A 24,785-nucleotide genomic window follows, 5' to 3' on the forward strand; every position below is an offset into this window, starting at 1 on the left:
TATGCCTTCAAAAGGAGCAATTAAAAGAGCTCTTAAAATTGCTTGGCGATTGAAGCCATCTGCTCCTTGGGGTGATGCCGACATTAGCTGTTTTGTATAAGGGCGCAAGTCCAGGACACTAAAAAATATAGATAAACGCTCTTTTGATTCAATTTCAAATAATTCTTCAAAGGAAAATAGAACTTAGAACTTCTTGGAGAAATTAGCTTCCATATAGACCAAATTAGTCCGACCAACCCAATTATCATCATAAATGTAAAAATAGCAATTTCTTTATTTCCATTGAAAAGCATTACTATTAATAAACCAATTCTTTGTAGCACAAGTTCTACAATAGCTCCAATCCTATTTAGGTTTAAGAAGACAATTACGATGACTGAAATTAATAAAGTTATTATTGCAAACCTTTCGAGAACTTCATATTTTTGACCTGTTTTCCATTGTTTCTTTGTGAGATTAAACCCTCTAATTAAATCTCCTTTTTCTTTTTCAACTCTTTCTTAAAAATCTTGGAATGAGTATTTAAAACCAGCGTTCGGTATAGTTTTGATATTAACTGGGTACAAAAATATGATAGGTTAAAGGTTTCGAAAACTTAACGTTAACAAAGGAGGTTTACTCCTTTGTTTCTTTATTTTGAAAGTTCCTCATGTGGTGGTTCCTCAATCGGAGGGCATACTTTAATCGGCTCACCCAGTTCTGCAGGAACATATATTTGTTCTTGCCAGGAAAAATCAGCAAATGTAAAATCCTGTGTTGGATGACTTGGTATGATTCTTTTTCTATACAAACTACCATCCCATAAAGCACGAACCACAGGGTGATACAAATCCAAAGAATTATTGAGTACTTTCCTATCACGCAAATAGCTAGATTCTATCACTTTATAGGAGTAATATACATCTCTTATGTTCATTAACCTTTCAAAAGTGGTATCATTAGGGAATTCATTGCTTTCTTCTACATAACTTTGGTTTCCAGAAAATAGATTTGTTGCATCAACTACCCACATTTTAATCGGTACAATACTGTTATCCCTCGGACCAAATAATACCAATAGCGACATTCTACCTGATTCTGTTTCCAAGTAATATCCATCGTAAAACCAGCCAAATTCCTCTGACGGGAAAGCAATGAACGCCCAATCAGAAATACTAAGTTTACCAATATCAGTTGTTTTTTTCCATAATATACTATCAAGTATAACTGGACGTCTATTTTCCTTTAAGATTATGCGGCGAGCATCTTCAATATTTCCTTGTTCTAAATAATTAGCAGCAGTTTTGTATACTGTTTCTAATTGGTGGTTTGAAGGCTTTTTGTCAATAATATTACTCGCCTCTGTCCCTATTCGATAATAAGCAGCACTTGTTATAGCAATGATTAATAATGAAATTAAAATAATTTTTTTCACCATACTCCTCCCCCGTATTCATAATCTTAACAAAAACCTTAATTGCTTATCGGGTACTTCGGTTATTTTTGGTGTCACCAGTCCATACCATTTCATTTTTGCTCTGAACTCATCCCATTTGAAGCTTCTTCTCTGACTCCTGCGGTTCAGCCATTTATATAATATCTTTATGGCTGTATTATAGAACTCGTTTATCCCTTTACTATTTCCTATTACTCCGTAGTAGTTGAAGTACCCCCTAAGTTTGGCATTTAGCATGTCTACTATTGTATTTATTCGGTTATTACGATTTTCTTTACACCATTGGGTAAAGGCTTGTATTGATTTACTGAGTTTATTCCTGCTTGTTCTCCTGGCTATGATGTCTTTGCCTTTGCGGGAAACTTTCCACCGATATTCAAAACACAGAAATTTAAAGCTGGTGTTTTCATGTTTTCTGAATCTTGAGAAGCTTATTATTTTTGTCTTTTCTTCGGCTAGTTCAAGTTCAAATTTCCCAAGTCTTTTCCCCAATACATCGTAAAACCTTTCTGCATCACGCTTGTACCTGAAGGCGCAGATGAAATCATCTGCAAAGCGACATATGTACGCTTTCCTTTACTTCTGGGCTTTACCACTTTTTCAAACCATAAATCCAGTGCATAGTGTAGGTATATATTAGCCAATATTGGACTTGCAATAGAGCCCTGTGGACACCCTGTTACCGGGTGTATTACCTTTCCTTCTGTTTCTAATATTCCAGTCTTCAACCACTTCTTTATCAGCCTTAGAAATGCTCCATCTTTTATCCTTCCCTCTAGCATTTTCATCAGCCATTCATGGTCTATATTGTTGAAAAATCCGTGTATATCTGCCTCTACTATGTAGCTGTATTTCTCTTGTATTTCCTTCGTGAGTTCTTTTACCGCTTTCTGTGGTCCTACTCCTGGTCTGTATCCATAGCTGTTCTTTAGGAAATCCTGCTCGTATATTGCTTCTAATATCTGAGCTACCGCTCGCTGTAGTATTTTATCTCTTACTGTCGGTATCCCCAGCGGTCTTGTTTTTCCATTTCCTTTTGGTATGTTGACTCTTTTCACCAGTTTAGCTTTGTATTTCTTTGCCTTTAGTTCTTCCAGCAGTTCCTCCAGATTTTGGTCAAGGTTTTTTTCGAATTCTTTTGCTGTTACCTTATCCACTCCTGCAGATGCTTTCTTGTTGATGTCTTTCCAGGCTACATACAAGGCCTTTTTGTCCAATAATCCGTATAGGTTCCCAAAGCGATAGTCTTTTTCTTGTTTTGCTTTCTGTGATATTCCCCGCAGTGAGGTTTGCATTATTTCCTCCAGTCCTGCAGTCCGGATAATGTTTCCTTTGCGGGCTGCATATACCTGTCAACCCCTTCCCCATGTAGCCGGCTTTCCCGCCCTCAGAGTACTATGAGTTGATCCGAATTCCTATGTGCATTGGTCGTCCTCTTTTTCGATTGGATAGACCTACCTGCAATTACAGGGGCAACAGGAGTCTTCCCAAGTTCCTGACCTCTCTCTCCATACATACCACGTTCTTTGACCCCGACAGACCCTCAGAAATCTCACCGTTTACGATTTCTTTGTGTTGGCTTCCATGACGTTAAACATGTCGCCATCTGCATTTGTGTCTGTTTCCAGACTACCCGGTTTACGAGGCTGAATATGCTTCAGGGATTACGGTCTCCCCTGTGGTCTATATGGTTCCCTGTGTACGCTTCACCTTACTGTTACCAGCTTCGGCGCAACACTCGGTATGGGTGGTTGGTTAGACCTTGCCCAACAGGGACTTTCACCCTGTAAGAAGATGTCAAGCTTTGCTTGGCGCACTAACGTTCCGAGTGTTACCGACATACCCGTCCCGAAGGGCTGGCGCAAAGCTTGCTCATTCATTTTGCTTTATATATTGCAAGCTTTGTGACAGAGGGTATGTGGGCGGCAAGCTTAAAAGTATTTCTTATCCGTCCCTTGCGGTAACACTCTGTTAACTGATGTCGGACAGCTACAGAGCCAGAAGTTTACAGGACGTCAGCCGCTTAGATCTGTAAAATCAGTTTTTTAAATTACAATACAGAAATTATCATTATTGTCCACCATTAAACAGTACCTCTCTTGTCACAGCATTCTCAGTTTTCAAGTTTCTCTCACTAAGAACTTTTCCATCCATATTTTTCGCAATTATTTTAAAATCTTCTTCTTTACCTTCAATAAAGACATACCAAACATAAAAATCATGATCACCTTTGATAATAGTAGCTGTATATTCTTTTTCTGTGTTCAAATTGATTGAAATAATATTATCTATTTCATCATTATTTATCATTCCAAAAATCATTGGGAAAGGAGATTTGCCAAATTCTGTCCCTTCTGTACTAGGCAAATATTGAGCTGACCATGACTCACCAAATTCCATTACGGGATCTTCCTTAACATTGTATATTGGAGAGTGCCCTCCTCCGAATACCCACTTCCATCCAGCATACGTCTTTTTGACAAATTCTGCTTGAATAATCGGTCTATCTTTATTAGTAGAACTGTATTTAACGTGAAAAACTACCACCCCTCTATCCATTTCTAGAACATGTATTACCCTATCAACCGACATTCTTACTTGTTTCACTGCCTCTATAGGAGTTGATCTGGATCGTCAATAAAATATATGAATAATAGCATCAAAAGCAATAACCCAAACCCTATTATTGTTATTCTTTTCATTTTTCCTCCTTCACTTCTGTGTTTTCCCGCGCCATGGACGGCGCGGTCATCGTCCGATTTCAGTTAACGTTCCGAGTGTTACCGAGGTACCTGTCCCGTAGGGCTGGCGCAAAGCTTGCTCTTTTAGCCTTTCTTAAGATATCGCAAGCTTTGTGACAGAGGGTATGTGGGCCGCATGCTCAAAAAATCATCCTATCTACCCCTTGCGGTAACACTCTGTTAACTGATGTCGGACGCCCCAAACTCAGAGGCTGACAGGACGTCATCTCTTTAAACCAAAGTCTTAGCCTTTACTTTACAGCAATAGAGATTATGTCAATAAATAATTATTTTAAATTGCGATTAATATATAAAACATTTCCTGAACTATCATACGCAATTATAGTATCATGTTCAAAACCTGTATCATCATCAGTCAAAAAATAGTATAATTTTTTATTTTGCTCTTTGAACTCTAATAGCTGAGCTTCTCTAAAAGATTCTTTTTGTTTATCTGATCCTACTAATATTTTCTCTACATCAGGAGAATAAATATAACCCCATGCTACTGCAGCTACTTCCGGTTTATCTTCATCAGACGGATTTGATAATAGTGACCATTGCCAACTAATTACTTCATCGCCACTCCTGCCAGTGGGAACACTGACTTTTGCTTTCCATTTGTTATTTACATTAGCTAGTCTTGCAATACTAATTGTCTTTTCCTTATTAAGAAACAGCAGGATTATTTCATCATCGTTGATAGTCTTCTCCCATAGAATTTCTTCTACTTCCATATTTGATCCTGGGTTACTATATTGATTACTAATAATATTTTCATATGATAAACCTTCAGAATCTGCAATGTACCAATTACAACTAGATACTATAAAGGCTAGTATACCTAACATCACTAGTAGCTGTATTTTTTTCACTTATCTCACTTCCTTGTACTTCACATTATTTATCTGCATTGGTATTAAACAACCCATATTATAATTAAATACTTAGCGCCATGGACGGCGCGGTCATCGTCCGATTTCAGTTAACGTTCCCGGCATTCCCGACGTGCCCGTAATTGGCGCAAGACTTGCTCTTCCTGCAGCACATCCCTAGTTGCAAGTCTTGTGACATAGGGCATGTGGTGCGGCAAGCCCTAGAGTCCTAGCTACACCGCACCCTTGTGGGAATGCTCGTGTTATCGGATGGATGAGGCCTCCCGAAGCCAGAGTGCGACAGGACGTCGCACCCTTAATTCCACGATGGATAAAATCTTTTAAACTGACCATATTCAAAAACACTTTTATTTAAACTTCCTATTTCAGAATCTAATAATGAAGCTTTCATATTTGCTAACATATTGGCTATTTTTTTATCTGTTCCGTCATATGATCCATCACCTAAGTATTTTTCTAAGATTCTATTAACTTCTTCTTGAGGTTTTTTCTCATAATAATCAATCAAATAATCAAATAATCTATTTTGCAATTCCAATGAATCATATGCTAAATCATAGAAGATTTTTTCTTCTTTTGTGTCACCCAAATCTTCACCTTTAACAGTTACTACTCCTTCATATATTTTCGTAAACACAAATAAAGAAAATAATAACGTTAATAAAGAAAAGTTGTTTTTACTATATGTAAACTGCTTTTCCCCATAATAACAAGTAAGTGCTCCAAAAGAACAGTGTGTATACTGACATAGAAATTGGTAGAAATCACTATAATATAGCTTATCATTTCCTGCTATAAAATTATTTGGCATAGGAATACTCCCTACTTTATTTCCACTGGTATCAAATATATTGTACCCTTGTAATGTGTAATGGTTAAAAGTAACTGATAAGGGATTCACTATAAATTTCTTGATAACATTCTCCCGTTCGTTTTCTATGTCAATATGTTCTCTAATATATCTGCTCATAATATGGCATTCAAAAATACTACGAATTAGCATAAAACAATCCTCATTGAAAAAATATTTGTCATCATTTAATAAACACTTAATAGCCATTAATGACTTGGTACTTTTAGTAAATGCAAAATAGTCATAATCATAAGATAGTTTTTTACTAAATAATAATTCATCTGGAACTTTCCCGGAAGATAAATATACCATTAAAATATCCCCCAATGCATCTGGAGCAGCGTATTTACAAAAATGTCGTGACTTCAAAATAAGACTATTTAACATCTTGTGACAGTTTTCGGTCATGTTATCTTTCATATCACTTGACCTCCTGAATTTAAAAGATTTTAACACCGCCGCAGGACGCGGCGGCCCCACCTCATCTTTCCGATAACTTTTGTTTTAACGCATCTTAATTCGTGTTAATATTTAATCTAGAAGTGTTAAACGAACTTTGGTTCGTTTAAGCTCCTTATACCTTTAGTCTTTATTTCTTTTTTTGTGCATGATTTTATCTAGTGGACTTTAAATACTGCCAATATCCTTTTTGCTAACATGAGTATAGATTTCCGTTGTTTTTGTGCTTTGATGCCCTAATAATTCCTGAATATAGCGCAGATCTGTTCCGGACTCTAATAAATGAGTAGCAAATGAATGTCTCAGGGTATGTACTGTAATTTCTTTTTTTATTCCTGAATTTTTACAGGCTTGCGCAAAAACCTTCTGTATTGACCTCACATTCAAATGTTTCCCCGATTCAACACCGGGAAAAAGCCAATTGTCCGGCTTATAATTAGCTACATAAATCCTTAATGCTTCTAAAGTTACTGTCGATAATACTGTATACCTATCTTTGCATCCCTTTCCATTCCGAACATGGATTAAATTACGCTTACTATCTATATCATTAATTTTTAGGCGAACTACTTCTCCTATTCGAAGTCCTGCTGAATAGATTAATAACAATATTACACGATATTTTGGGTTCTCAACATTCTCAATAATTTCAATTATTTCTTCTTCACTTAATATATCAGGTAATTTCTTCTCTTTTTTGGGGCGAGGCAAATCCAGGGCTAGGTTTGAAATATTTAATACTTTACTGTAATAAAATTTTATTGCACTTATGACTTGATTTAAATATGAATGAGATACCTCCTTCTCTTCCATCATCAGTAATAAATATTGTTTTATTTGATCTTTATTGATTTTTTTGGGGTGAACATCGAAATGGCGAACCAAACGCCGCACGTGACTTGAGTAAACTTTAATAGTTTTATTGCTATAGCCTCGCAATTTTAGTTCATTTCCCATGTGATTTAAGGTAGCTATTTCATAAACAGGAGTTAAAACATCATCAATAAAAATTCTTTTATTACCAAGAGCTGGGTGAAAGGTAACCTAAAATCGTTCTTCTTTAACCTCAACTTTTATCATGGCACTTCTCCATTTACATAGTTTTACTTTTTCCTTCTGCAAAATTTGTAAAATTCCTGCAAAATTAAAGTTTAATACCAATTCTTTAAAACTTGCTATAGAATATTTACTAAATCAACTTTCCAACCCAGCCGTCAACATTCCGCAAAACCCCTACTATTTACGCGCACAAGTTATATTTCCGCGTAAAAGTACGACCCCCTTAAATAAATATTTCCCCCAAACCAGTAGTCTGAGGGAACATAAAACACACTTCATTATTCAGTTGAAACCCGAAAACCCCTGATACCAACCTATTCCTTCTCTATCAACACAACACACTCAACATGCGTCGTCCTCTCTTGTTGCCATAACTCCACGAAAACCGCCCGGGCTGGTCGTTTGGGCGGTTTCGTTGTGCCTTTTTCAAGCTGCTTGAGGTTAGAGGCTACTCCACTTATATTTTACCATATTTGACCGTCGGGCGCTCTCCTTTTCTCTGGACTGTGGCCGGTCTTTTTCCGCGTTTGTGCTCCTGCCTCTGCAGTTGCTTTATTGCTTCCGGGGAGCTGCGGGGTTTCTTCCTGCTCCTAGTGCTGCTATTATTCCAATGGAGCGGGAGGGCTCTGTCCTGTGTCTGGCGTGTCTCTGGTGGAGCTTCCTCTCTGGCCTTGTGCCGGTCCTCTGTGCTGTCTATGTGCGGGCGGTCCTATCTCTGACCATGGTCTCAATGTCTCCCCAGCTGCCGCAGCCGCCTTGTTTTATGGTCCAGTCGGGTACACCTGCAGGAGGGCGAGGGTTCCTCTAGTGTTATCCTTTGCCGGTATGCCTCCCAGTGCTTCCGGATCCGGAGCAGGGTCCAGCGGGTATGTTATGGATTTATTGGTCTTTCCCTGCTTTTCTGTCGCGGTTATATCTTTACTGGTGGTATTTCTGTCGCGGATATTCCTCCATTGGTGGTATTTCTGTCGCAGTTATTCAAGGGTAAGCCTGCCGCCTGTCCTATGGACTGTCCGGTGGATTGTCCCTCGCTTATCCTGCTTGTCCTAATATGACTATGATTTGTCCCCTCCTGTACCGCGTTTGTCCCTTTTGTCCCTTATTTGTCCCTTGACATTTGGCGAGGCTGCGTTCTAACCTCTCGGCCTGCCGCTGTTCCTTATGGTCTCCCGGTGTTATCGGCCCGCCTTATTCCTTGGCCATTGTCTAGGTGTTCCCGCTGCAGCTGCTTTTATTGCTAGTTGTCTTTCGGGAGCTCCGCCGGCTCCATGGCCATTATAGCGAGAATTGTCGAAAGGTTCCCGACATAAACGCCGGGGAGGGCTGCCCTTTGTCTCCCGGCGGCTCTTGTGTCCTTGTCCCGCTCCGCTGGATCCATAAACCTAATAAGGGCCATTCTTGCCGGTGGGCCTTTGGTGTTTCCCTTCTGGTGGCCATCTTCTACCTGTGCGCGTTCTGTTCGCGTAACGTGCGAGTAACATTCCAGTAACGTGCGGGAGCGGTTCGCGTATCTCTGCAGCTGCGCCGGTGTTTCCTCGTGCTTTTATAGCTGCATTGGTGCCGGTGGCCTTCTGGATCCTCTCTAGGTTCCTGCTGCCTCCTTGCTGCCTTGGCCACTCCTGCCGGTTAATATGCCCGGCTGCTCTTTGCCTTGTGCCCTCTGGTCCTGCTGTGGCCCATTCTGGCCCTCTATACTTATTCAGGGGTGTTAATACTCCGTGTTGCCATATCGGCCCGCCTGTTGTGCTTCTGGCTGCGTCCGGTGGCTTTCTATATTCCGACATTTATAGACATAAGGAGCGGGGGAGGATAAAATTATGGTAAGTGATGGGAGGTTTTCGGATTGATAATATAAGCGGCTCCGGGAGAGGCTGTCAAGCGAGGCATAAAGGCGGTTATATATGCGCCTACCTCGGGTATTAAATAAAAAGGTTTGTCGGTCTGCGTTTATATAGCGCTGCCCTTAGCTTTGGTCTTGGGCTCTTTGAGGTGTCCACGTCCCTAGTGCAGGTCTAAGCGCTATATCCTGCATAACAAGAAAAGAGTCCACTTCCGGTAATAGTCCGGGGCGGGCTCTTTTTGTGTTTGTGCTGGTCTATTGGTTTTATTCTTGGGTCTGCAGCTGCAGCGGTGGCCATTGTTAGTATTCCTCCGGGAATAGGATTGTTGTTGCTGACCGGTCCCACTCGGTTATTATCCATATCTTCCCCTTGCTGGTTTGGTACGCTGCCAGTATCCTGCCCTCGCTTTCGATTGCCTGATCGTTTAGCTCCTTGTCCTCTTGACAGAGGTCTCCCCAGTCTTTCCGCTGGTACCGGTTAAAGGCTGCGGCTATCTCTTGGGCGAATACCGGGCTATTCTCCGCCTCGTTTGCTATGCCTCTGGTTGCTACTATCCTGCCGTATTCCATGGACTACGCTCCTTTACTTTGGTTTAGTTAGATAATACCGGCACGAGCTCCCAGTTGTGAAGGCGTACCGGGTGGGTATTCGTGTCGGGCTTCTCTGTAAGCGTTGGGCGTTATATTGGCGCCTTAAATAATTACGGAGGAGGTTATAAAAAAATGATTATTGCTACCCGCTACACCTTGGAAAGAGGCCCGGACGGTAAGTCCTACGCCATTAAGAACGAGGAGGCCCCATTGTGTCCTGATTGCGGCCAGCTGCTCTCTGGCTATGATAGGAGGCGCCGCCATGTTATCGACAGCTATGGCCGCGTCTTTTGGTTCCAGCTGCGCCGGCTAAAGTGTAAGCCCTGTAATAAATTACATACAGAGCTCCCGGACTTCATGGTCCCCAATAAACACTATGAGGCCCGGATAATAGACGACGTTCTCTCTGGCCGGTCCTACTTTTGCCCTGCGGACGACTCGACGATCCGGCGCTGGAAGAAGTAAGCGCCCACCTAGTTTGCCTTTATGTATTCAGGAAACGCCTTTATTATTAAAGCTGCACAGTAAGAAAAAAAGGGGGTAATATCCGAATGAAAAGCAATCTTTTGATTATGGCAGCTGTGGCCCTTTTTACTGCCATTGTGCTACTTGGTGGCATAATTGTAGGGGCTATGGTTCTAAACAAAAACGATAATACAAATAACACGCCGGGAAACTCTCAAGCTGTTTCGTTGGACGCTGCTCCGCCTGCAGCTCCCGAGACAATATCTATACCCGGATATGCTCAATTGGTTATGAAAGCGGGGGAGCTCATGCAGGACGTTGAATTGTATAACCCTGCGGGAAACCCTTGTTATTTTATCATATCCATAATTCTGCCAGATGGTACCGAGGTCTATAAGTCCGGGCCCATAAATGCAGGGCAAAAGACAGACGTTATAAAGCTGTCGCAGCCATTAGAGGCGGGAACATATAAGGACGCTGTATTAAAGTATTCCACTTTTTCTTCCACGAACGACGAACCAATGAACGGCGCTAATACAAAATTTACTTTGGAGGTGGTCGAATGAAAAAGACTTTTACTGTTTTTCTTTTAATTATTGCTATGCTGGCCATGCCTTTTTCGGTCTATGCTGCAGACGAGACTTCCAGGAGTATGTCCGTTGTTTTTGAATATACCGCTCCGGAGCCGGAGCCGGATCCAGAGCCCGATCCTGATCCTGAACCTCCGGCGGATCCCACTACTTACATCATAGAAATTCCTGCAACTGTAACGAATGGCAACATGGAACATATACCGATTACGGCCTCAAAAAATACGATTGATGAAGGAAAGATGGTTACTGTTTCGGTGGACTGGGACAAGTCCTATGATAGTGAGGGGTATTTTTACCTTTTCAAAAACAAAGGGCTGATATCAGAGGAATTAATCTTATGCCGGGTCTTGCTGTACTTAGACGATAATCTAACCGAGGGTGTCTATGTAGATTATTTTGAAACCACACGCGATAGGCCGCTTGTTAAATTTCTAGCCGGTGACACTACGCCGTCGTACGGTGGCGTTATAGGTCTTAGGCCAATAACTCAATATTCTAGTGCCAGCTCTGGCACCTACACCGGTACGCTGTATTTTAATATTCAGGTGGTAGATGCCGATTAGTAGAGCGTCCCTCTTTTCCTACTGTGCATGAGGAAGGTCGCGCCTGTTATTTGTGGTTGCCAGCGTCGTTCAAAAGGTGTATAATTTAGGTGAGTTCTTCGAGAAAAACCTGTTACCGGTTCAAAGGCTTGAGCGTCTCCGGTGGCAGGTTTTTTGCGTTCAGGTTCCTGTGTCCGCTCTGGATCCATGGCACCGGTCAATAATACATATATCCTCTAAAGCCTCGGTAATTATGCCGGGGCCTTTTTATTGGCCACTCTTTCCATTTCTTGCGCTGCTCTCCCGCGGATCCGCTGGGGCTGCTTCCAGCTCCGGGCAGCTGTGGCCATTCTCCGGAGATTGTTCCCGGTTTAGAAGTGCGGGCCTGTTTTTTGGTCTCCATGTTTGGCCTCTAAGGGCTTTTCTATTCCTTGGCCATGGTATTGCACCTGCTAAAAGTCTATAATATGGCCGCCTTTATCCTTTACCTGCTCCGCCGGCTATTCTATGGCCATGCCTTGGCCACTGGCAGCGGTCCCGGCTGTTATTCTGTGGCCTGTTGCTGCAGCTCTAGGAGCTGGCCTCTGCCTCCTGAGTAGGTTAATGCTTTGAGGCTGGGAGCTGGTGGCCACGTCCGGAGCTTTCCCGCTGGTTAAGGTGTCGCCTCCCGCTCCTGCAGGTGCATTTTTGGTATTAAAACCCTGATATTTGTTAACTTTCCCAGGTCTTTTGTTATATTCTGGCCGCTTGGCGTTGGTTAGCCTCTCTTAATGGCTGGGAATGCTGGGAGCGACTCCGGCTCTCGGTGGTCCTCTCTGCTGTTTCCCTGTTCAGTGTATCGTGTGTTATTGTTGCCGCTTATTTTAATTCAGGAAACCGACTAAAACCCAAAATAACCGAACGGTTAATATTAAAACCGAGGTAAACCCATAATAACCGAATGATTGCGCCGCGGTCCGTTGTGTCTTGGTTTCTGTCGTCAGAAACTCCGTTGTAGGTAGGTTTCTGTCGTCATTATCCTAGTTTATGTTATCATTAACTCGGTTTCTGTCGTCATTAACCCCGCTGAACGGTGATAACTGCGACGGAAAAAAAGGGAGAAAATAAAAAGAGCCCCGCTCCGGATCCGTAGTCCGAGGCGAGGTCCTTTTCTTGCTGCAGCTAGAAAAATAATTCTACAAAGTCCTGTCTAGTGATGTGCCTTTTATCCGCCAGCGCTTCTATATGGGCCTCTAATTCGTCGCTCCTTATGCTGGGGTCAAGGTACCAATAAGCGACTTCTTTCGGCGGCCTGTCCATTCCCCTCATGGCTGCCCGGTATAGTAGCTGCGTTAATGCGCGGACGGTCTTGTTATGCTGTTCCTCGTCTAACTCGGTGCGCCTCCTGCAGGACAATATCTTGTATAGGAGGTCCTCTCTAAAGTCGCTGGTATTACTCGTGGTACAGATACCGAACAGGTGGCAGGCTCTATCTAATAGGCTTATTTGTATGGCGTTAATCATCATTAGCGGCCTCCTTTCGTGGTCTTGGTCTCTTGGCTTGCGTCTGGATCATACTCATAATCGGAGAGGTCGTCCAAAATATCAATAACGGCCTCTTTTATCCTGTCGGAAACCTCCGCCGCTGTGCCTAGTTTGGCTATGTCCTTTCCCAGTATGTCCGGGAGCTCTGATATCTTGCTGTGTATGGTGCTTATCAGGTCCGTTGTCATTCCTTCCACGTCCTCGGCCCTGTGCATTTTGCTCTCTAGCTCTTTAACTTCTAGCTGCGCAATTTTGGCTTTGCTTTTCTTGAGGTCAATCTCTGTCTTTAGCTTCTCGATTTGAAGGTCAGGGGAGACGCCGGTCTCGGCTTCCTCGGCCTTGTGCTGCAAGTATGATATATACCGCTGTATCGTTGAGAGTAAGTCATAATGATAATTGTTGCCTACCTTCTTGCCTACGATGATACCGTCCTGTGTGAGCTGCTGTACCCACCGGCGGGTAACTCCTAAGAGCTGGGCTATCTCCTTACTGCCTACTGTTTTAGGTTTATTGTTCTCGCTCATGTTTTTACCTCCTTACTGGTTATTTTGGCGAAGCGAAGTGCCTCGAAAAATGTTTCAAAAAACTAGGGGTCTTTTGGGCTCGCCAGCTCCGCAGGCTTTTTTGGCGCTCAGAAGGAACCGCTCGACTTTCCCGCCGCCGTCTGGCCGCTCCTGTGCCCCTCTGGCGTCCCTCTGTCCTTGTCTAATGGTTTGTATTGCCTCGCGTCCTCTCGTTCTTCCTGCTTTGTCCTGTGGCCTCTGGTGGCCTCCTGTGCCCTGTATTATGGCCCTGTCTGGTCTATCTCGGCCCCTTGTGGGTGTATCTGGTCCTTTTATTCCGTCTCCTTGGCGTTTATTCCGCCCATTCTGGCCCTCGTCTGCCCTTGGTGGTATGTTTGTACCCCTTGGGCGTGTTTCGTGGCTCCTGCGTCCTCCTGTGGCTTTCTGTGGTGGTCCTGTTGTTTCTTTCTGCCCTCTGGTGTCCCTGTTTGCCTTTTCCCGGGCTTTAGTCCTTCCGAGTGGGGTTTATATCCCTTTGGGCCTTCTCGTCCATCTGTGGCCCCCTGCGTTTCCCTGTGGCCTGTTCTTGGTGTGGTCCTTGGTCTCTGGTCCGGGCTGGTTGTTATTTGTCTGCACCTTTAACCTCTAGCCTTTTTCTTTCTACCGCTCCTACTAATGCGCTCCATGCTGGATCCGGTACAAAGTCCTCCGGCTTTATAAAGTCCTTGCAGGTGTTTTCTGGTTCAATGCCTTTCCAGTTATCGCGGTCTAGGTTTATGCACTTTATCTTATCCGAGTATGATTTGTCCGGCTTGTACCAATGGCAATTCTGACACACCTTTTCGTCCTTAATGGTTATTCCTCCGATCTCCGCTATATGGTTATACCTCCCGGGCTTTGGTCTCTGGTCCGGGCTGGTTATAAATATGGCCGGTTGGTTATGATTAAACCTTCCGGCCCTTGGTCCTTATCTCTTGGCTGGTTCCCTGTCGGTATGGTGTCCAGTCTGCTTTCTATTAGGGCCAGTGTCCTAAATGTTTTGAGGTCGTTCTTTTCCGCGTCATGTGCTGGCAGGGTAAACAGCTCCCCCGCTCCTAGTCCGTATGATGATATTATGAGGCTGTCGGTTAAATGGTCCGCCGGCTTTCTTCTTGGCTTTATATCGTCCAGCGACTACCGCCTTGTCTTTGAGTTCCTGTGTTCTCAGTGTGTAGCTTCTTCCCGCCGGTGATACTTTCGGTGTTGTTCTATGGTGAGTAGGGGAGAGGCCGCCTCCTTGATATGCAAGCCTTAAACTCTTTCCAGAGTAGCCCTTTAATATAAAGCTGGCTTTGCTTTTCTCTGCTTTGTTGAATTGGAGAGGGCCGCTCTTTTGGTGCTGTGGGTCTGGTGGATCATGCCGGCCATTCTCCCCGGAGCTCTTTTCTTAGTCGTTGGCTGTTGTCCTTGATTACCTTCCCGGTGTTTTTCTCAATCCGCTTGAGCTGCTTATTGTCTCTGTTCCTTCTGCCTCTCCCGCCGCTTCAACTGAAAACCCTACATCGGCGTCAAGTCTTAATAGATTGCCTATAGCCCCTCTAATGTGTCCCCCTAAATCGTCCTTGAATTGCTCTGGTATATCTTCTTCGATTACCGATACAATAAATATCCGCTCCATGATCCTCCGCCTTTCTGGTTTATTATAGTGTGGTCATTCCTCTTAGGAGCTTGCCTAGTATTCTTTCATGGAGGACCGTTATCCATTGTCTGGTTTTCCCCAGCTCGTCGGCTATATCTTCCCACGTCATACCTTCTAGATATCTAAGCTGCATTAACGCTCTTTCGAGTGGTACCTCTAGGGACATTATGCTGCTCTCTATGGCTGCCGCTTCCTCCTTGGTACTCATTAGGCTTTTAATGATCATGTTCTCAAGTGTTACGGTGGCCATTCTGTTTTCTGTAAGGCTTGGCGGCTGCCTTTGCTGGGGAGGTGGGAGAGCGGCTCCCATCTTTGCCACTCTCTCCGCTTGTGCCTCTATCCTGTCCAGTATGCCTATATATTCTTTGCGCTGCTCCTTGCTTATGAGTTCCTCTTTCGGTTTCCCTAGGAGGTGTATTGAAGTCGCTCTCATGGCTTTCCCTCCCTGTGGTTTTATTCTCTGGTCTGTTTCCCGGCTATCATTTCCGCGGCCTGTCTTTCCTCCTGTGTTAGAGGCTTGTTGCCCTTGATGATCTGCTCCGTTGTGCTGGTGGCTATGGCCTTTAATTTATCGAGGCGGGCCTGTTCTTCCTCGCTTAGGCCCTCGTCTCTTTTCTTGGCGATAAGCTCCGCCAGCATGGTTTCCGTTTGCTGCTCTAGGTTCTTGTTATTCATTGGTTACGCCCTCCATTCTTTTGGCTGCTGCCTCTGTTCCTTCTAGCCCTCTTAGGCTGCCTCTTACGTATCTGATTTTCGCGTCTCTGTCGGTTCCGGCTTGGTGGCCGTCTACGTTTATGAGTCCGTCGTGCTGCTCTGTAATGCTGACCATGATATCATCTTCCTTGGTTCGTCTCCCGGCGGTGTTGTAGCCTGATCCTGCTACTGGGCCGTATGCAATGGTAAAGGCTTTTTCTTGGATATCCTTGTAATGTTTAGCCCATGCCTCTGCAGCTTTTGAAATATCGCTAGCCATGTTTGATATCTGTGTTTCTTTCCTGATCATGTCGTTGTATGCGTCGCTGGCTGCTTTGAATAGGGCGCTGTCTCCCTTAACTCCTACCGTCTGAAATTGAATGATCTTCTTTTCCAGCGAGTACATTTCGGAGGTGATTTCGTCCATTCTCATTTCTGCCTGCTCTGCCTTGTCGTCGTCTCCCTCGGCTATGTGGTCGGTGATTTCCTCGGCTAGTCTTTCGCTTTCTGCTGCTAGTTCCTCCAATGTTGCCGCCATATGGTCTCTTTTGTTGCGGATCCTCTCTTTCTTGTCCTCGACGTCTGCCTTGTATGCTTCGCTGGCCTCCTTGAATGCCTTTTTAGCTTCCTCGTAGGGCTTTGAGATATCCTGCAGCATTTCTCTGGTTAGTGTGCTAGGGTCCTTCTTCATTTCCTCTAAGCTTATTGTCTTTGTCTCTTTCATGGTTTACCATTCCTTTCGTTTTTTAGTTTAGTTTGGTTTACTTGTCTTTATTGTAATTATCAGAGGTACCGGAGGGCTCTTGGCCATGGATCCGCTGCCTCTGTAATTTTATAAATAATCGTCGCCTCTCTTGAATGTCTCCCACGACTTTTTCCAGCGTAATTGATATTGCTCTTTTTTCTCCTGCTTCTTTGGCCTAGGATTGATTATCTCCTGCAGCTGCTGCCATGTTTTGAAGGTGTCCTCTGATAGCTGGGCCGCTTCCTGAATGATTTTAGCCGGCTGTCCTGTCTGGTGTGCGTGTAGTAGGAGCTTGTCCGCTTCCAGCATATTATTAAAGGCTGCCTGCTCCATGGTTTCTATTTGGGCCTTTACTGCCCGGGCGCATTGGCCTTCAATCTCTTTTCGTAGATACGTGTACTGGTTATATTTCTCCTGAAACGCTGCCAGTGTTGCGTTTTTGACTGCCATTTCCATACCACCCCTTTTCTTTTTCTAGTATTCTCTCTACCGCCTTTTCTGTTGATGAATAGCCGGTGTATTTCCAGTATGAGTAGTTTGTCCGCTTCAGTCCCTCGCTTAAATATTCATCATCGGTATAAAAGGGCCTTAGCCTGTCGGCGTATTCTGGTTTCTTTAGGAGCTTTTCCGCTGCTCTTTGTTTCTGCCTTACCCGCTCCGACGAAACTCCGCAGGCCGCCGCGCATTCCTTGAGTGTTGCGTCCTGCATTCTTAGTCTTAATACTTGGGCTAGGTCCGGCGGTATTTCCCCGAGGATTTCCTCCACCGCATTTTTTAATTGCTCCTTGGCCACTTCCTCTATGACGTCGTCCTCAAACTCCGCCTCTGGATCCGCTAACATTTCGACGACATTCGTGTCCGTTTGATTGTGTACGGTTTCGTCTATGCTTGCAAGTCCCTTGTCTACTCCTTTTTGGTACCTGTAGCGGCTTAGTGCGCCATTTAAGAACGTGAATAGAAACGTTGAAAACTTTGCGCCTCTAGCTGGATCATATTTCTTTGCTGCGGTATAAAGAATTATAAAGCTTTGCTGCAGGTAGTCCTCTATTTCTTCAATGTCGTTACATGCGTAATAACTTAGTTTTTTTATAAGTCCTATGTTTTGAAAATAAAGCGTCTCTGCTGCCTTCATGTCATTGCTTTTTACCAATTCGGCGAGTTCTTCGTTGGTTTGTGCTATTGGTGTTTTCTGATTTTCTCCGATCATCGCCGCCCCCTTGCTCGGGGTATTGTCTCAACCCCTTTTCTCTATCTTTTTCTAAGCTGGAAGCGGCTATTTATACCCTGCATTCCTGCTCTTGGTCCGTTTGCTGCTCTTGCTGCTGTTCCTGCTGTTCCTGCTCTGCCTGTTCTTCCAGCTGGTAGGCGTAGGAGAGTAGCGCGGTTCTTTTCTTTACGTCGAGGGCCTTGTAAATTCTTAGTAATTCCGCCGCCCATTTGTCGCCGGCTCCGGTGTCCGCTGCCTTGCCGTTCCCCACGTCTATGCTCTCCGCTTTGTTGCCTTGTACTATGGTGCTGTTGGTGATATTGCTTGCATAGGTGAGCTTGTCGATTATGTAGAGGTTAACCGCTCCGGGCTCTGCCTCTAGTCCTGCGCCTGCTAGTATTTTCTCTAGCTCTGTTGGTGTGATGTTCTCTTGATTTAGCCTATTGTTAAACATTGAAATTCCCCCTTTTTTTAATACCAATCTCCTGTTGGTGTGTAGTGGAGCCATTCTCCATTCCTGAATGTTACCTGTAGGTTTCGGCCTAGTGGCCTAACGCTTACCGGCGTCCAGCCTTCCTTGTAGTCGTTTCCGACGCCGCTCTGGTGTCTCTGGTGGGTCTTTATGAATTGCGCCTGCTGCTCTGGCGTTAGCTTGTTAAATCCTTTGACATTATCCATCTTTAGGAGCTCCTTTCCCGGGCGGCCTTTAGTTCTTTCAGGGCGGCCCTGTGTATTTGGCGGTCCTTCTCTCTGGTGTCGTGCTGCAACTGGTATTCCAGCGCTGCTATTTGTCTGTCTAGCTTAGTTTTATCCTCTGGTACTATGACTTTTAACATGGATCCATTCCTCCTTTTGGTTTTCCTTGTCTCTGGTCCTATATGCTGGGGTTTATGCCTCGGCCTCTGCTGCTGCGTTTGCCGGTGGTTTGATTAACTCGGTCCCTCTTAGCCCTTGCCGGTGGTATCTGCTTACTACGGTGGTATATTTCAGGCCGTATTTATTGGCCGCCTGTGCTAGTGTCATTTCTTCGCCCTCAATCTGTACGTGTACGTTGGTGCTGCGGTTATTGGATTGTTCTTCCTGTGTGGCCCATCTGCAGTTATCCGGCTGGTATCCTTTTTCGTTTTCTATTCGGTCCAGCATTAGGCCCTCTTGGTATCCGTTTTCTATGGCCCATTCCTTAAATGTTGCATAATCGGTCCATTCCTCGCATACCTCTATGCCTCTTTCTCCGTAAAGGTAATAATCGCTATTGTTAGGGTTCTGGCACCTTTGCCGCATGGCCGCCCATACAGAGTATAACTTTGTTACTCCTCCGCTTGTGTCTCCATGGGTGAGTCTTGCTGCTGCCGTTCTTTCCCTTTGGAGGCAACCGCAGCTTTTAGTGTAGCCCTTCTTTAGGCTTGTGCCGTCTATAATGCAGGGGTCCCCGCAGTCGCACCAACATAGCCACTCTTTCCCGCGCTTTCCGTATCCGGCGAAACTGTCAACGGTTAGCCTGTTAAACTTCTTACCGGTTAAGTCCTCGCTTCTTGCCATCTTTGCACCTCCTGACTCTTGTTTTTAGTCCTCGTCCTCCGGATCCGTCGCCATTTTGAAGCTTGTTAGTTTATGGCCTTGTGTCGTTTCCGGTTCTTCTTCGTCGTGGCCATTATATGGGCCGGTTTCTATTTCGTCGCTAGATGTTGCCATCTTAAAGCCTGATAATACTGGGGCTTTCTTGTCGCTGCTGTCTGCTGGTTCCTTGTCCTTACTGCCCTTTTCTTGATAAAGGTCCTCTAATATTTTTAGAAAGTTTGTAGGCTTCATCATCCAGTCGAATGTAGCCGCCCAGTTTCTCTCGTTGCGACCCTTTAGAAAGCTGCTAGCCTCTGACTTTTCAAATACCGCCTTGAATACCTCAATGTCTTTATGCTCGTTCCATCTTGCCGCTACCGCTTTTTTTCTCTGGCCGTTAATGGCTCTAATAGCTGGATAACTAGGGCAGGTTTCTAGGAATAACTCTTGTATTTTCTTAAATGGTACCGGCTCTTTGGTGGCTGCTTCTGCTGCAGGGGGCTTGTCCCCCTTAGTAGTCTCTTTTGTATCTGTATCTTTATCTTTATCTGTATCCTTATCTGTATCTGTATCTGTATCGGGTTTTTTCGGTTTCTCAAATAACCGTTCGGTTTCTTTCGGTTCTTTTGGGTTATTCTCGGTTTCTATGGGTTCCTTTCGGTTATTCTCGGTTTCTATGGGTTCCTTTCGGTTATTCTCGGTTTCTTTCGGTTCGGCTGGTCGGCCCCCTTTTGCTCCGTTGGCCTTGTTGACTTCGCACCTTTCAATGTATTTTCGTTCGTCCCTGTCCATTTGCGCTTTGATAAATGAAAAGGCCATCATTGCAGCTCCGGGAAGGTCCGGTATTTTTCTACTTTCGGCGTAGTCAAATAGGGCTGTGATAAGTTTTCCGCGTTCTTCGTCTGTCAATAAATCTAGGTGTTGTCGGTAGTCTATATAAATCATAAAACTCTTTTTTTTGCTTGCCGCCATTCTGTTTACCCCCTTTCTTGGCTTATCTTTTTGTTGTTACTCGTTGAGAATAAAGAGATTGTCGAATGTCTTTGAAAATGTTTCGCATATCTCTTTTGCTGTGTTTGGGCTAGTTGACTTCCGGCCGCTTTCTATTTGAGCGTATGCGTTGGCTGTAATGCCTATCTTTTCCGCTACCTCTTTTTGAAGCAGGCCTGCCTTAATCCTTGCGATCTTCAATTCCTTTGCTTTAGCTCTGATCATCTTTTCTCACTCCCTTATTCGTGTAATGGTTGATGTTAATTCTCTTTTTAATAGAATAATTGAGAAATATTATTTTGTCAATACCCTATTTACATTATTCCTGTAAAATGTTAATATGAATATGCTATTACTGGAATTTGAAAAAGGAGGTAAGGTGTATGTCTTTTTCTGAAAGACTGAAGGAATTAAGGAAAGAGAAGGAGTTAAATCAATCTGATCTAGCGGACATGTTAAAGGTTTCTGTTCAAAGTGTTTCTGCTTATGAAAATGGCCGGGAGCCCGATTTCAAAACTCTAATAAAACTATCTGATTTTTTTGACGTGAGTGTTGATTATCTTGTTGGCGCTTCTAACAATAGGCGAAATATGAGCGAGGAAAAGGCGAGGGAGATTTTTTCAAAAATAGACATTGGAGCGGATCCGGCTGTTAATGAAATAGTTTCCGTCGTTCGCGAGCTGATAGAGCTTGAATTATCGGCACCGCATAACTGTAAATGCTTGCATTTATACTCGAATATTCTTCTAAACCTGAAAGAGCTTCAGGAGCTGGCCTATAAGCGTATATCGCCACTTAAAAATGCTTATCCCGACTTTAACTTTGGCGATTTTTACGAAATGACTTCTAAAGAGTTTCTGGCCGCTATGGCTTCCGGTGGAGCCGCAGCCAATCTTTACGATCAATACCTAGGCTCTGTAAGAGATATAGAGTCGGCAGCCCATGAAGTGGCCCATAATGTGTATAGGCTAATCGCCCAACACTTGGCGAATGAGCTCATTGGCAAGAAAGAAAAAGGCGCCGATTAAGCGCCGGGGAAGGAGGTTATAGAAATGGCTTTGTTTTCAATCTCTAAGCGCGGGAGGTTCGCTCTGTTCCTGCTGGTGCTGGTGGCCCTTGCCTTTGTCAGTGTGGCCATGGGTATTAGTGATATGGACTCCGGCTCTTTCGCTTCCAGTTTTGTGGCCTATCTGTTCCTTGTCTGGCTACTGCTCCGGAGGGATATCCGGTATATGAGGACGCCGTCCGAGGTTCTTTGGAGCCAGTGGGAAGCCTGCGCCGGATCCGACGACCAACAAGCCCGATTATCTAGGGCCGCCTCTGGTGAATTGGCCATAAAGGAAATTGACAAAAAGGCCCGCTATGCTGTGTTTGTTGATGGTAAGAGATACCGGACCACTCTGTCCCGCTGCTCCTGCCGCGACTTCAAAAAGCGAGGCGTACCCTGTGAACATATGTATAGGCTGGCCGGCGAGCTGGATATTATCGAGCTGCCTAAACTATCCTAGAAAAGTAAAAAGCCCCGCTCCTATGAGCAGGGTTCGTATTGGAGGTGACTTATGAGAAAAGCTGCAATTTATATTAGGGTATCTACTCAAGAACAGGCCATGGAGGGTTATTCCATCGGAGCCCAAAAGGATAGGCTTATGTCTTATTGCAAGGCTAAGGACTGGCTTATCCATGACATTTATATCGACGGTGGCGTCTCTGGATCCTCTCTTGATAGGCCCGCTATACAAAAATTAATATCAGAAATTGACAAGGTGAACGTCGTTCTAGTCTATAAGCTGGACCGCCTCTCTCGTAGCCAAAAGGATACGCTCCATTTAATCGAGGAGGTTTTCCTCCCGGCTAATGTGGACTTTGTCTCCATGAATGAAAGTTTCGACACTGGTACTTCCTTTGGTCGGGCCATGATTGGTATTCTATCCGTATTCGCCCAGCTGGAAAGGGAACAAATAAAGGAGCGGTCACTCATGGGCCGCATTGAGAGAGCAAAAGACGGCCTTTTCCATGGTGGTCCTTTCTATCCTATCGGCTATGACTACGAAGATGGGAAGCTGATAGTTAACGAGTATGAGGCTATGCAGGTCCGGGAAATTTACGACATGTATATTGGCGGCGCCGGTGATGATAAAATCGCGCAGACGCTGCAGGAAAAAGGCTATACTAACCGTTACGGCTCTTGGAAAAGTAATTCCTCTATCCGAAGTGTGTTAGGCTCCGACATCTATCTTGGAATTATCCGCTATAAAGGTGTTGTGACTGAAAACGCCCACGAGCCTATTATTACACCGGAACAATTCGAGGAGGCTCAAGCTATCCGGGAAAGAAAGAGAAAGATTTATAAAAAGGTCTTTGAGAGTAACTCCTTGCTACAGGGTTTCCTCTACTGCGGAAATTGTGGGGCCCGGTACTATGTAAAGCGTAACCGCGGCGATTTAAGGTATTACACCTGTTACTCCCGGGGAAAAACCGCCCGCCATATGATTAAGGATCCTAATTGCAAGAATAAAAACTGGAATGTTACTAAGCTGGATCCTATCATCGAGGGGGAAATTAAAAAGCTAGCCTTTGATAAAAACTATTTTGAAGAGCTGCTAAAAAAAGAGACTGCCTCAAAAAGGCAGCCCATACAAGAAACCGAAATCCTAGAGAAAAAAATTGATGATCTAGACCGTCAAATTAACCGACTGATGGATCTATATCAAAAAGAAACCATGCCCCTCGATATCGTAAGCGAGAGGATAGAAAAACTATATCAAGAAAAAAAGGCTTTGTCAAAACAATTAAGTGAGGTTAAAGAGGACGCCTCTATCGACTTTGACACCGAGGGTATTAAGGCCATACTTTCAGATATTCCTATGCTTTGGGATATAGCCGATATGGAGCAAAAGCGGCACATAATGAGAAGCCTCATAGACCGTATAATTATTAACGGTGAAGATATCGACATTCATTGGTCTTTCGCTCCTAAAAAGTAAGCATGGCCGGGCCTCCGGTTTATTATTTTACCCTTGTAAGGCAACAACAAACCTCCACATGGCTCGTATGCGGAAACATATCCACCGGCTGAACTACCTGCGTCGCATACCCCTGCTGCTGTAAGATGTTCAGGTCCCGACTCAATGTGCCAACGTCACAGGAAACGTATACTATTCTCTGAGGCTTTGCCTTAGCTACTGCGTCTAGCACTTGCTGGTGGCACCCGCTCCTAGGGGGATCTAGCACTACTGCATCTGGCCTGTATCCCTTTTCTACTAATCTTGGAAGCTCATTCTCAACTTTTCCTGTAATAAATTGGGCGTTATCTATCTTGTTAAGTTCACTATTTTTCTTCGCATCCCCAATAGCCTCTGGCACCACTTCTATGCCAAGTACCTCCTTTGCCCTTTTGGCCAGGTAAAGGGCTATGGTTCCCGTTCCACAATAAGCATCTAATAACAGCTCACTTCCCTTCAACTGAAGAAATTCTTCCGCTTTCTGGTACAGCACAGCTGTCTGCTCTGTATTTACCTGAAAAAATGACTTGGGTGAAATCAGAAAAGTCAACCCCAGTAAATCTAACTGGATGTACTCATCACCAGTTATCAGGTGGCACTCCCCGTAAATGTTGTATCTATCGGCCTTAGGATTAATATTGTGGTAGATGCTGCTTACTGTTTGCTCCAAACTTATTAACTCATTGGATAAAGCTTTCAGGTCACTCTCATCCTTAGTAGTTACAAATATCACCATCACTTGGTTGCAGTTACCCTGCCGGAGAATCACATGCTTCAGCCACTTTAAACTGTAACCAGAAAGCAGTCTGTTAATAGCATGAATGATGTGGCCAAACTCCGCTGCCCCCGCTTGGCAATGAGTTAACGGAACTAGCTCTTTCGACCTAACCTGATAAAATCCCAGTTGCTCACCTCCAGAACAATGCAACTGCACTTTATTTCGATAGGCTAAGGGGTTCTCCATTCCCAACGCCGGCAATACATTTGGTTCACTTATCTTACCAATCCGCTTTAGGGTTTCCCTTACCATATCCTGTTTCCAGTCTAACTGTGCCTGGTAATCCATATACTCTAACTGACACCCACCACATAATTGGCCTTCACTACAAAAGCGCTCCACTCTGTTCTCGGATTCCTGCAAAATCTCAACCAACTCTGCCTGGCCGTATTTCTTTTTTACTTTAGTCACTTTTACCCTAACACTTTCTCCAGGTAGAGCTCCGGGGACAAATAGTGCAAACCCTTCAGTTCGTCCTACCCCTGCTCCTGAATTTGTCAGGTTATCTATTGTCAGAATAACTTCTTTACCCACTTTTAGTGTCATATTTCTTTACCCTCTCTTTTGCGCTGTGAATTTAGTATATTAACTAGTTATATAGCAATACTATTTTAATAAACAAACTAAAAAGGTG

31 protein-coding genes and 1 pseudogene are annotated in these 24,785 nt (G+C 44.2%); 6 read left to right on the forward strand and 26 right to left on the reverse strand.

Annotated elements, in window-relative coordinates; all coding sequences use genetic code 11:
* From GGQ84_RS07960 to GGQ84_RS08000, 9 genes and pseudogenes are all read right to left on the reverse strand, one after another.
* Window positions 1–153 (reverse strand): annotated as a pseudogene (locus GGQ84_RS07960) (transposase); the annotation flags it as partial.
* A gap of 478 nt (window positions 154–631) precedes the next feature.
* The gene (locus GGQ84_RS07965) at window positions 632–1,417 is read right to left on the reverse strand and encodes a hypothetical protein (RefSeq protein ID WP_429161484.1); all 786 of its coding nucleotides are present in this window, start codon (window positions 1,415–1,417) and stop codon (window positions 632–634) included.
* Between the two features lie 15 nt (window positions 1,418–1,432).
* Window positions 1,433–1,927, reverse strand: coding sequence for a group II intron maturase-specific domain-containing protein (locus tag GGQ84_RS07970; RefSeq protein WP_429161486.1), 495 nt, complete (start codon window positions 1,925–1,927; stop codon window positions 1,433–1,435).
* Window positions 1,891–2,730, reverse strand: a complete 840-nt coding sequence (locus GGQ84_RS07975) for a reverse transcriptase domain-containing protein (protein ID WP_429161487.1) — start codon at window positions 2,728–2,730, stop codon at window positions 1,891–1,893. Before GGQ84_RS07975 ends, GGQ84_RS07970 begins: the two co-directional genes overlap by 37 nt.
* Window positions 2,731–3,505: 775 nt before the next feature.
* Window positions 3,506–4,027 (reverse strand): hypothetical protein, encoded by a 522-nt coding sequence (locus GGQ84_RS07980; RefSeq protein ID WP_429161489.1) that lies wholly within the window; start codon window positions 4,025–4,027, stop codon window positions 3,506–3,508.
* 436 nt (window positions 4,028–4,463) lie between these two features.
* Complete coding sequence (locus tag GGQ84_RS07985) at window positions 4,464–5,051, reverse strand: hypothetical protein (protein ID WP_429161491.1); 588 nt, start codon at window positions 5,049–5,051, stop codon at window positions 4,464–4,466.
* A 316-nt stretch (window positions 5,052–5,367) separates the two neighbouring features.
* The gene (locus tag GGQ84_RS07990; RefSeq protein ID WP_429161493.1) at window positions 5,368–6,345 is read right to left on the reverse strand and encodes a hypothetical protein; all 978 of its coding nucleotides are present in this window, start codon (window positions 6,343–6,345) and stop codon (window positions 5,368–5,370) included.
* A gap of 207 nt (window positions 6,346–6,552) precedes the next feature.
* The gene (xerA, locus tag GGQ84_RS07995) at window positions 6,553–7,341 is read right to left on the reverse strand and encodes a site-specific tyrosine recombinase/integron integrase (protein WP_429161495.1); all 789 of its coding nucleotides are present in this window, start codon (window positions 7,339–7,341) and stop codon (window positions 6,553–6,555) included.
* A 2,242-nt stretch (window positions 7,342–9,583) separates the two neighbouring features.
* Complete coding sequence (locus GGQ84_RS08000; protein ID WP_429161497.1) at window positions 9,584–9,853, reverse strand: hypothetical protein; 270 nt, start codon at window positions 9,851–9,853, stop codon at window positions 9,584–9,586.
* Window positions 9,854–10,006: 153 nt separating this feature from the next.
* Between GGQ84_RS08000 and GGQ84_RS08005 the strand changes: the two genes are divergently transcribed.
* The 3 genes from GGQ84_RS08005 to GGQ84_RS08015 all read left to right on the forward strand — a co-directional run bounded on the left by GGQ84_RS08005 (window position 10,007) and on the right by GGQ84_RS08015 (window position 11,495).
* On the forward strand, window positions 10,007–10,339 hold the full coding sequence (locus GGQ84_RS08005) for a DUF6431 domain-containing protein (RefSeq protein WP_429161499.1): 333 nt from the start codon (window positions 10,007–10,009) through the stop codon (window positions 10,337–10,339).
* A gap of 86 nt (window positions 10,340–10,425) precedes the next feature.
* Entirely contained in the window at window positions 10,426–10,905 is a 480-nt protein-coding gene (locus GGQ84_RS08010; RefSeq protein WP_429161501.1) for a hypothetical protein, read from the forward strand.
* Window positions 10,902–11,495: a hypothetical protein gene (locus tag GGQ84_RS08015; protein WP_429161503.1), complete on the forward strand. Its 594-nt coding sequence runs from the start codon at window positions 10,902–10,904 to the stop codon at window positions 11,493–11,495. Before GGQ84_RS08010 ends, GGQ84_RS08015 begins: the two co-directional genes overlap by 4 nt.
* Before the next feature lie 479 nt (window positions 11,496–11,974).
* On the opposite strand, the gene GGQ84_RS08020 is transcribed toward GGQ84_RS08015, so the two are convergent.
* From GGQ84_RS08020 to GGQ84_RS08095, 16 genes are all read right to left on the reverse strand, one after another.
* Window positions 11,975–12,106, reverse strand: a complete 132-nt coding sequence (locus tag GGQ84_RS08020; protein ID WP_429161505.1) for a hypothetical protein — start codon at window positions 12,104–12,106, stop codon at window positions 11,975–11,977.
* A 529-nt stretch (window positions 12,107–12,635) separates the two neighbouring features.
* Window positions 12,636–12,980, reverse strand: coding sequence for a hypothetical protein (locus GGQ84_RS08025; protein WP_429161507.1), 345 nt, complete (start codon window positions 12,978–12,980; stop codon window positions 12,636–12,638).
* Complete coding sequence (locus GGQ84_RS08030; protein ID WP_429161509.1) at window positions 12,980–13,522, reverse strand: protoporphyrinogen oxidase; 543 nt, start codon at window positions 13,520–13,522, stop codon at window positions 12,980–12,982. Before GGQ84_RS08030 ends, GGQ84_RS08025 begins: the two co-directional genes overlap by 1 nt.
* Window positions 13,523–14,123: 601 nt before the next feature.
* Window positions 14,124–14,339 (reverse strand): hypothetical protein, encoded by a 216-nt coding sequence (locus tag GGQ84_RS08035; RefSeq protein WP_429161511.1) that lies wholly within the window; start codon window positions 14,337–14,339, stop codon window positions 14,124–14,126.
* Window positions 14,340–14,951: 612 nt separating this feature from the next.
* Window positions 14,952–15,158: a hypothetical protein gene (locus tag GGQ84_RS08040; RefSeq protein ID WP_429161513.1), complete on the reverse strand. Its 207-nt coding sequence runs from the start codon at window positions 15,156–15,158 to the stop codon at window positions 14,952–14,954.
* 22 nt (window positions 15,159–15,180) lie between these two features.
* Window positions 15,181–15,612: a sigma factor-like helix-turn-helix DNA-binding protein gene (locus GGQ84_RS08045; RefSeq protein ID WP_429161514.1), complete on the reverse strand. Its 432-nt coding sequence runs from the start codon at window positions 15,610–15,612 to the stop codon at window positions 15,181–15,183.
* A 20-nt stretch (window positions 15,613–15,632) separates the two neighbouring features.
* The gene (locus tag GGQ84_RS08050) at window positions 15,633–15,854 is read right to left on the reverse strand and encodes a hypothetical protein (RefSeq protein WP_429161516.1); all 222 of its coding nucleotides are present in this window, start codon (window positions 15,852–15,854) and stop codon (window positions 15,633–15,635) included.
* The gene (locus tag GGQ84_RS08055) at window positions 15,847–16,596 is read right to left on the reverse strand and encodes a hypothetical protein (protein ID WP_429161518.1); all 750 of its coding nucleotides are present in this window, start codon (window positions 16,594–16,596) and stop codon (window positions 15,847–15,849) included. The genes GGQ84_RS08050 and GGQ84_RS08055 overlap by 8 nt, the downstream gene beginning before the upstream one ends.
* 108 nt (window positions 16,597–16,704) lie before the next feature.
* The gene (locus GGQ84_RS08060; RefSeq protein WP_429161519.1) at window positions 16,705–17,067 is read right to left on the reverse strand and encodes a hypothetical protein; all 363 of its coding nucleotides are present in this window, start codon (window positions 17,065–17,067) and stop codon (window positions 16,705–16,707) included.
* Window positions 17,021–17,824 carry an RNA polymerase sigma factor gene (locus GGQ84_RS08065; protein ID WP_429161521.1) on the reverse strand — a complete coding sequence of 268 codons (804 nt, stop codon included), beginning with the start codon at window positions 17,822–17,824 and terminating at the stop codon, window positions 17,021–17,023. The genes GGQ84_RS08060 and GGQ84_RS08065 overlap by 47 nt, the downstream gene beginning before the upstream one ends.
* Window positions 17,825–17,894: 70 nt before the next feature.
* The gene (locus GGQ84_RS08070; protein WP_429161523.1) at window positions 17,895–18,278 is read right to left on the reverse strand and encodes a hypothetical protein; all 384 of its coding nucleotides are present in this window, start codon (window positions 18,276–18,278) and stop codon (window positions 17,895–17,897) included.
* Window positions 18,279–18,295: 17 nt separating this feature from the next.
* Window positions 18,296–18,502, reverse strand: a complete 207-nt coding sequence (locus GGQ84_RS08075; protein WP_429161525.1) for a hypothetical protein — start codon at window positions 18,500–18,502, stop codon at window positions 18,296–18,298.
* Between the two features lie 2 nt (window positions 18,503–18,504).
* Complete coding sequence (locus GGQ84_RS08080) at window positions 18,505–18,660, reverse strand: hypothetical protein (protein WP_429161527.1); 156 nt, start codon at window positions 18,658–18,660, stop codon at window positions 18,505–18,507.
* Between the two features lie 52 nt (window positions 18,661–18,712).
* Complete coding sequence (locus GGQ84_RS08085) at window positions 18,713–19,105, reverse strand: helix-turn-helix domain-containing protein (RefSeq protein WP_429161529.1); 393 nt, start codon at window positions 19,103–19,105, stop codon at window positions 18,713–18,715.
* Between the two features lie 282 nt (window positions 19,106–19,387).
* Complete coding sequence (locus GGQ84_RS08090; RefSeq protein WP_429161530.1) at window positions 19,388–20,353, reverse strand: DUF6291 domain-containing protein; 966 nt, start codon at window positions 20,351–20,353, stop codon at window positions 19,388–19,390.
* A 36-nt stretch (window positions 20,354–20,389) separates the two neighbouring features.
* Window positions 20,390–20,596, reverse strand: a complete 207-nt coding sequence (locus GGQ84_RS08095; RefSeq protein WP_429161532.1) for a helix-turn-helix transcriptional regulator — start codon at window positions 20,594–20,596, stop codon at window positions 20,390–20,392.
* A gap of 158 nt (window positions 20,597–20,754) precedes the next feature.
* Between GGQ84_RS08095 and GGQ84_RS08100 the strand changes: the two genes are divergently transcribed.
* Genes GGQ84_RS08100 through GGQ84_RS08110 form a run of 3 tightly spaced genes read left to right on the forward strand, consistent with a single transcriptional unit; the run spans window position 20,755 to window position 23,355 of the window.
* Window positions 20,755–21,399, forward strand: a complete 645-nt coding sequence (locus GGQ84_RS08100; protein ID WP_429161533.1) for a helix-turn-helix domain-containing protein — start codon at window positions 20,755–20,757, stop codon at window positions 21,397–21,399.
* A 24-nt stretch (window positions 21,400–21,423) separates the two neighbouring features.
* Complete coding sequence (locus tag GGQ84_RS08105; RefSeq protein ID WP_429161535.1) at window positions 21,424–21,879, forward strand: SWIM zinc finger family protein; 456 nt, start codon at window positions 21,424–21,426, stop codon at window positions 21,877–21,879.
* Between the two features lie 51 nt (window positions 21,880–21,930).
* Entirely contained in the window at window positions 21,931–23,355 is a 1,425-nt protein-coding gene (locus GGQ84_RS08110; RefSeq protein WP_429161537.1) for a recombinase family protein, read from the forward strand.
* Between the two features lie 22 nt (window positions 23,356–23,377).
* Here the strand turns inward: GGQ84_RS08110 and rlmD are convergent, their stop codons facing one another.
* Complete coding sequence (rlmD, locus tag GGQ84_RS08115; RefSeq protein WP_429161539.1) at window positions 23,378–24,697, reverse strand: 23S rRNA (uracil(1939)-C(5))-methyltransferase RlmD; 1,320 nt, start codon at window positions 24,695–24,697, stop codon at window positions 23,378–23,380.
* Between the last annotated feature and the right edge of the window lie 88 nt (window positions 24,698–24,785).

Source organism: Desulfitispora alkaliphila (assembly GCF_050433185.1).
Taxonomy (GTDB): domain Bacteria; phylum Bacillota; class Desulfitisporia; order Desulfitisporales; family Desulfitisporaceae; genus Desulfitispora; species Desulfitispora alkaliphila.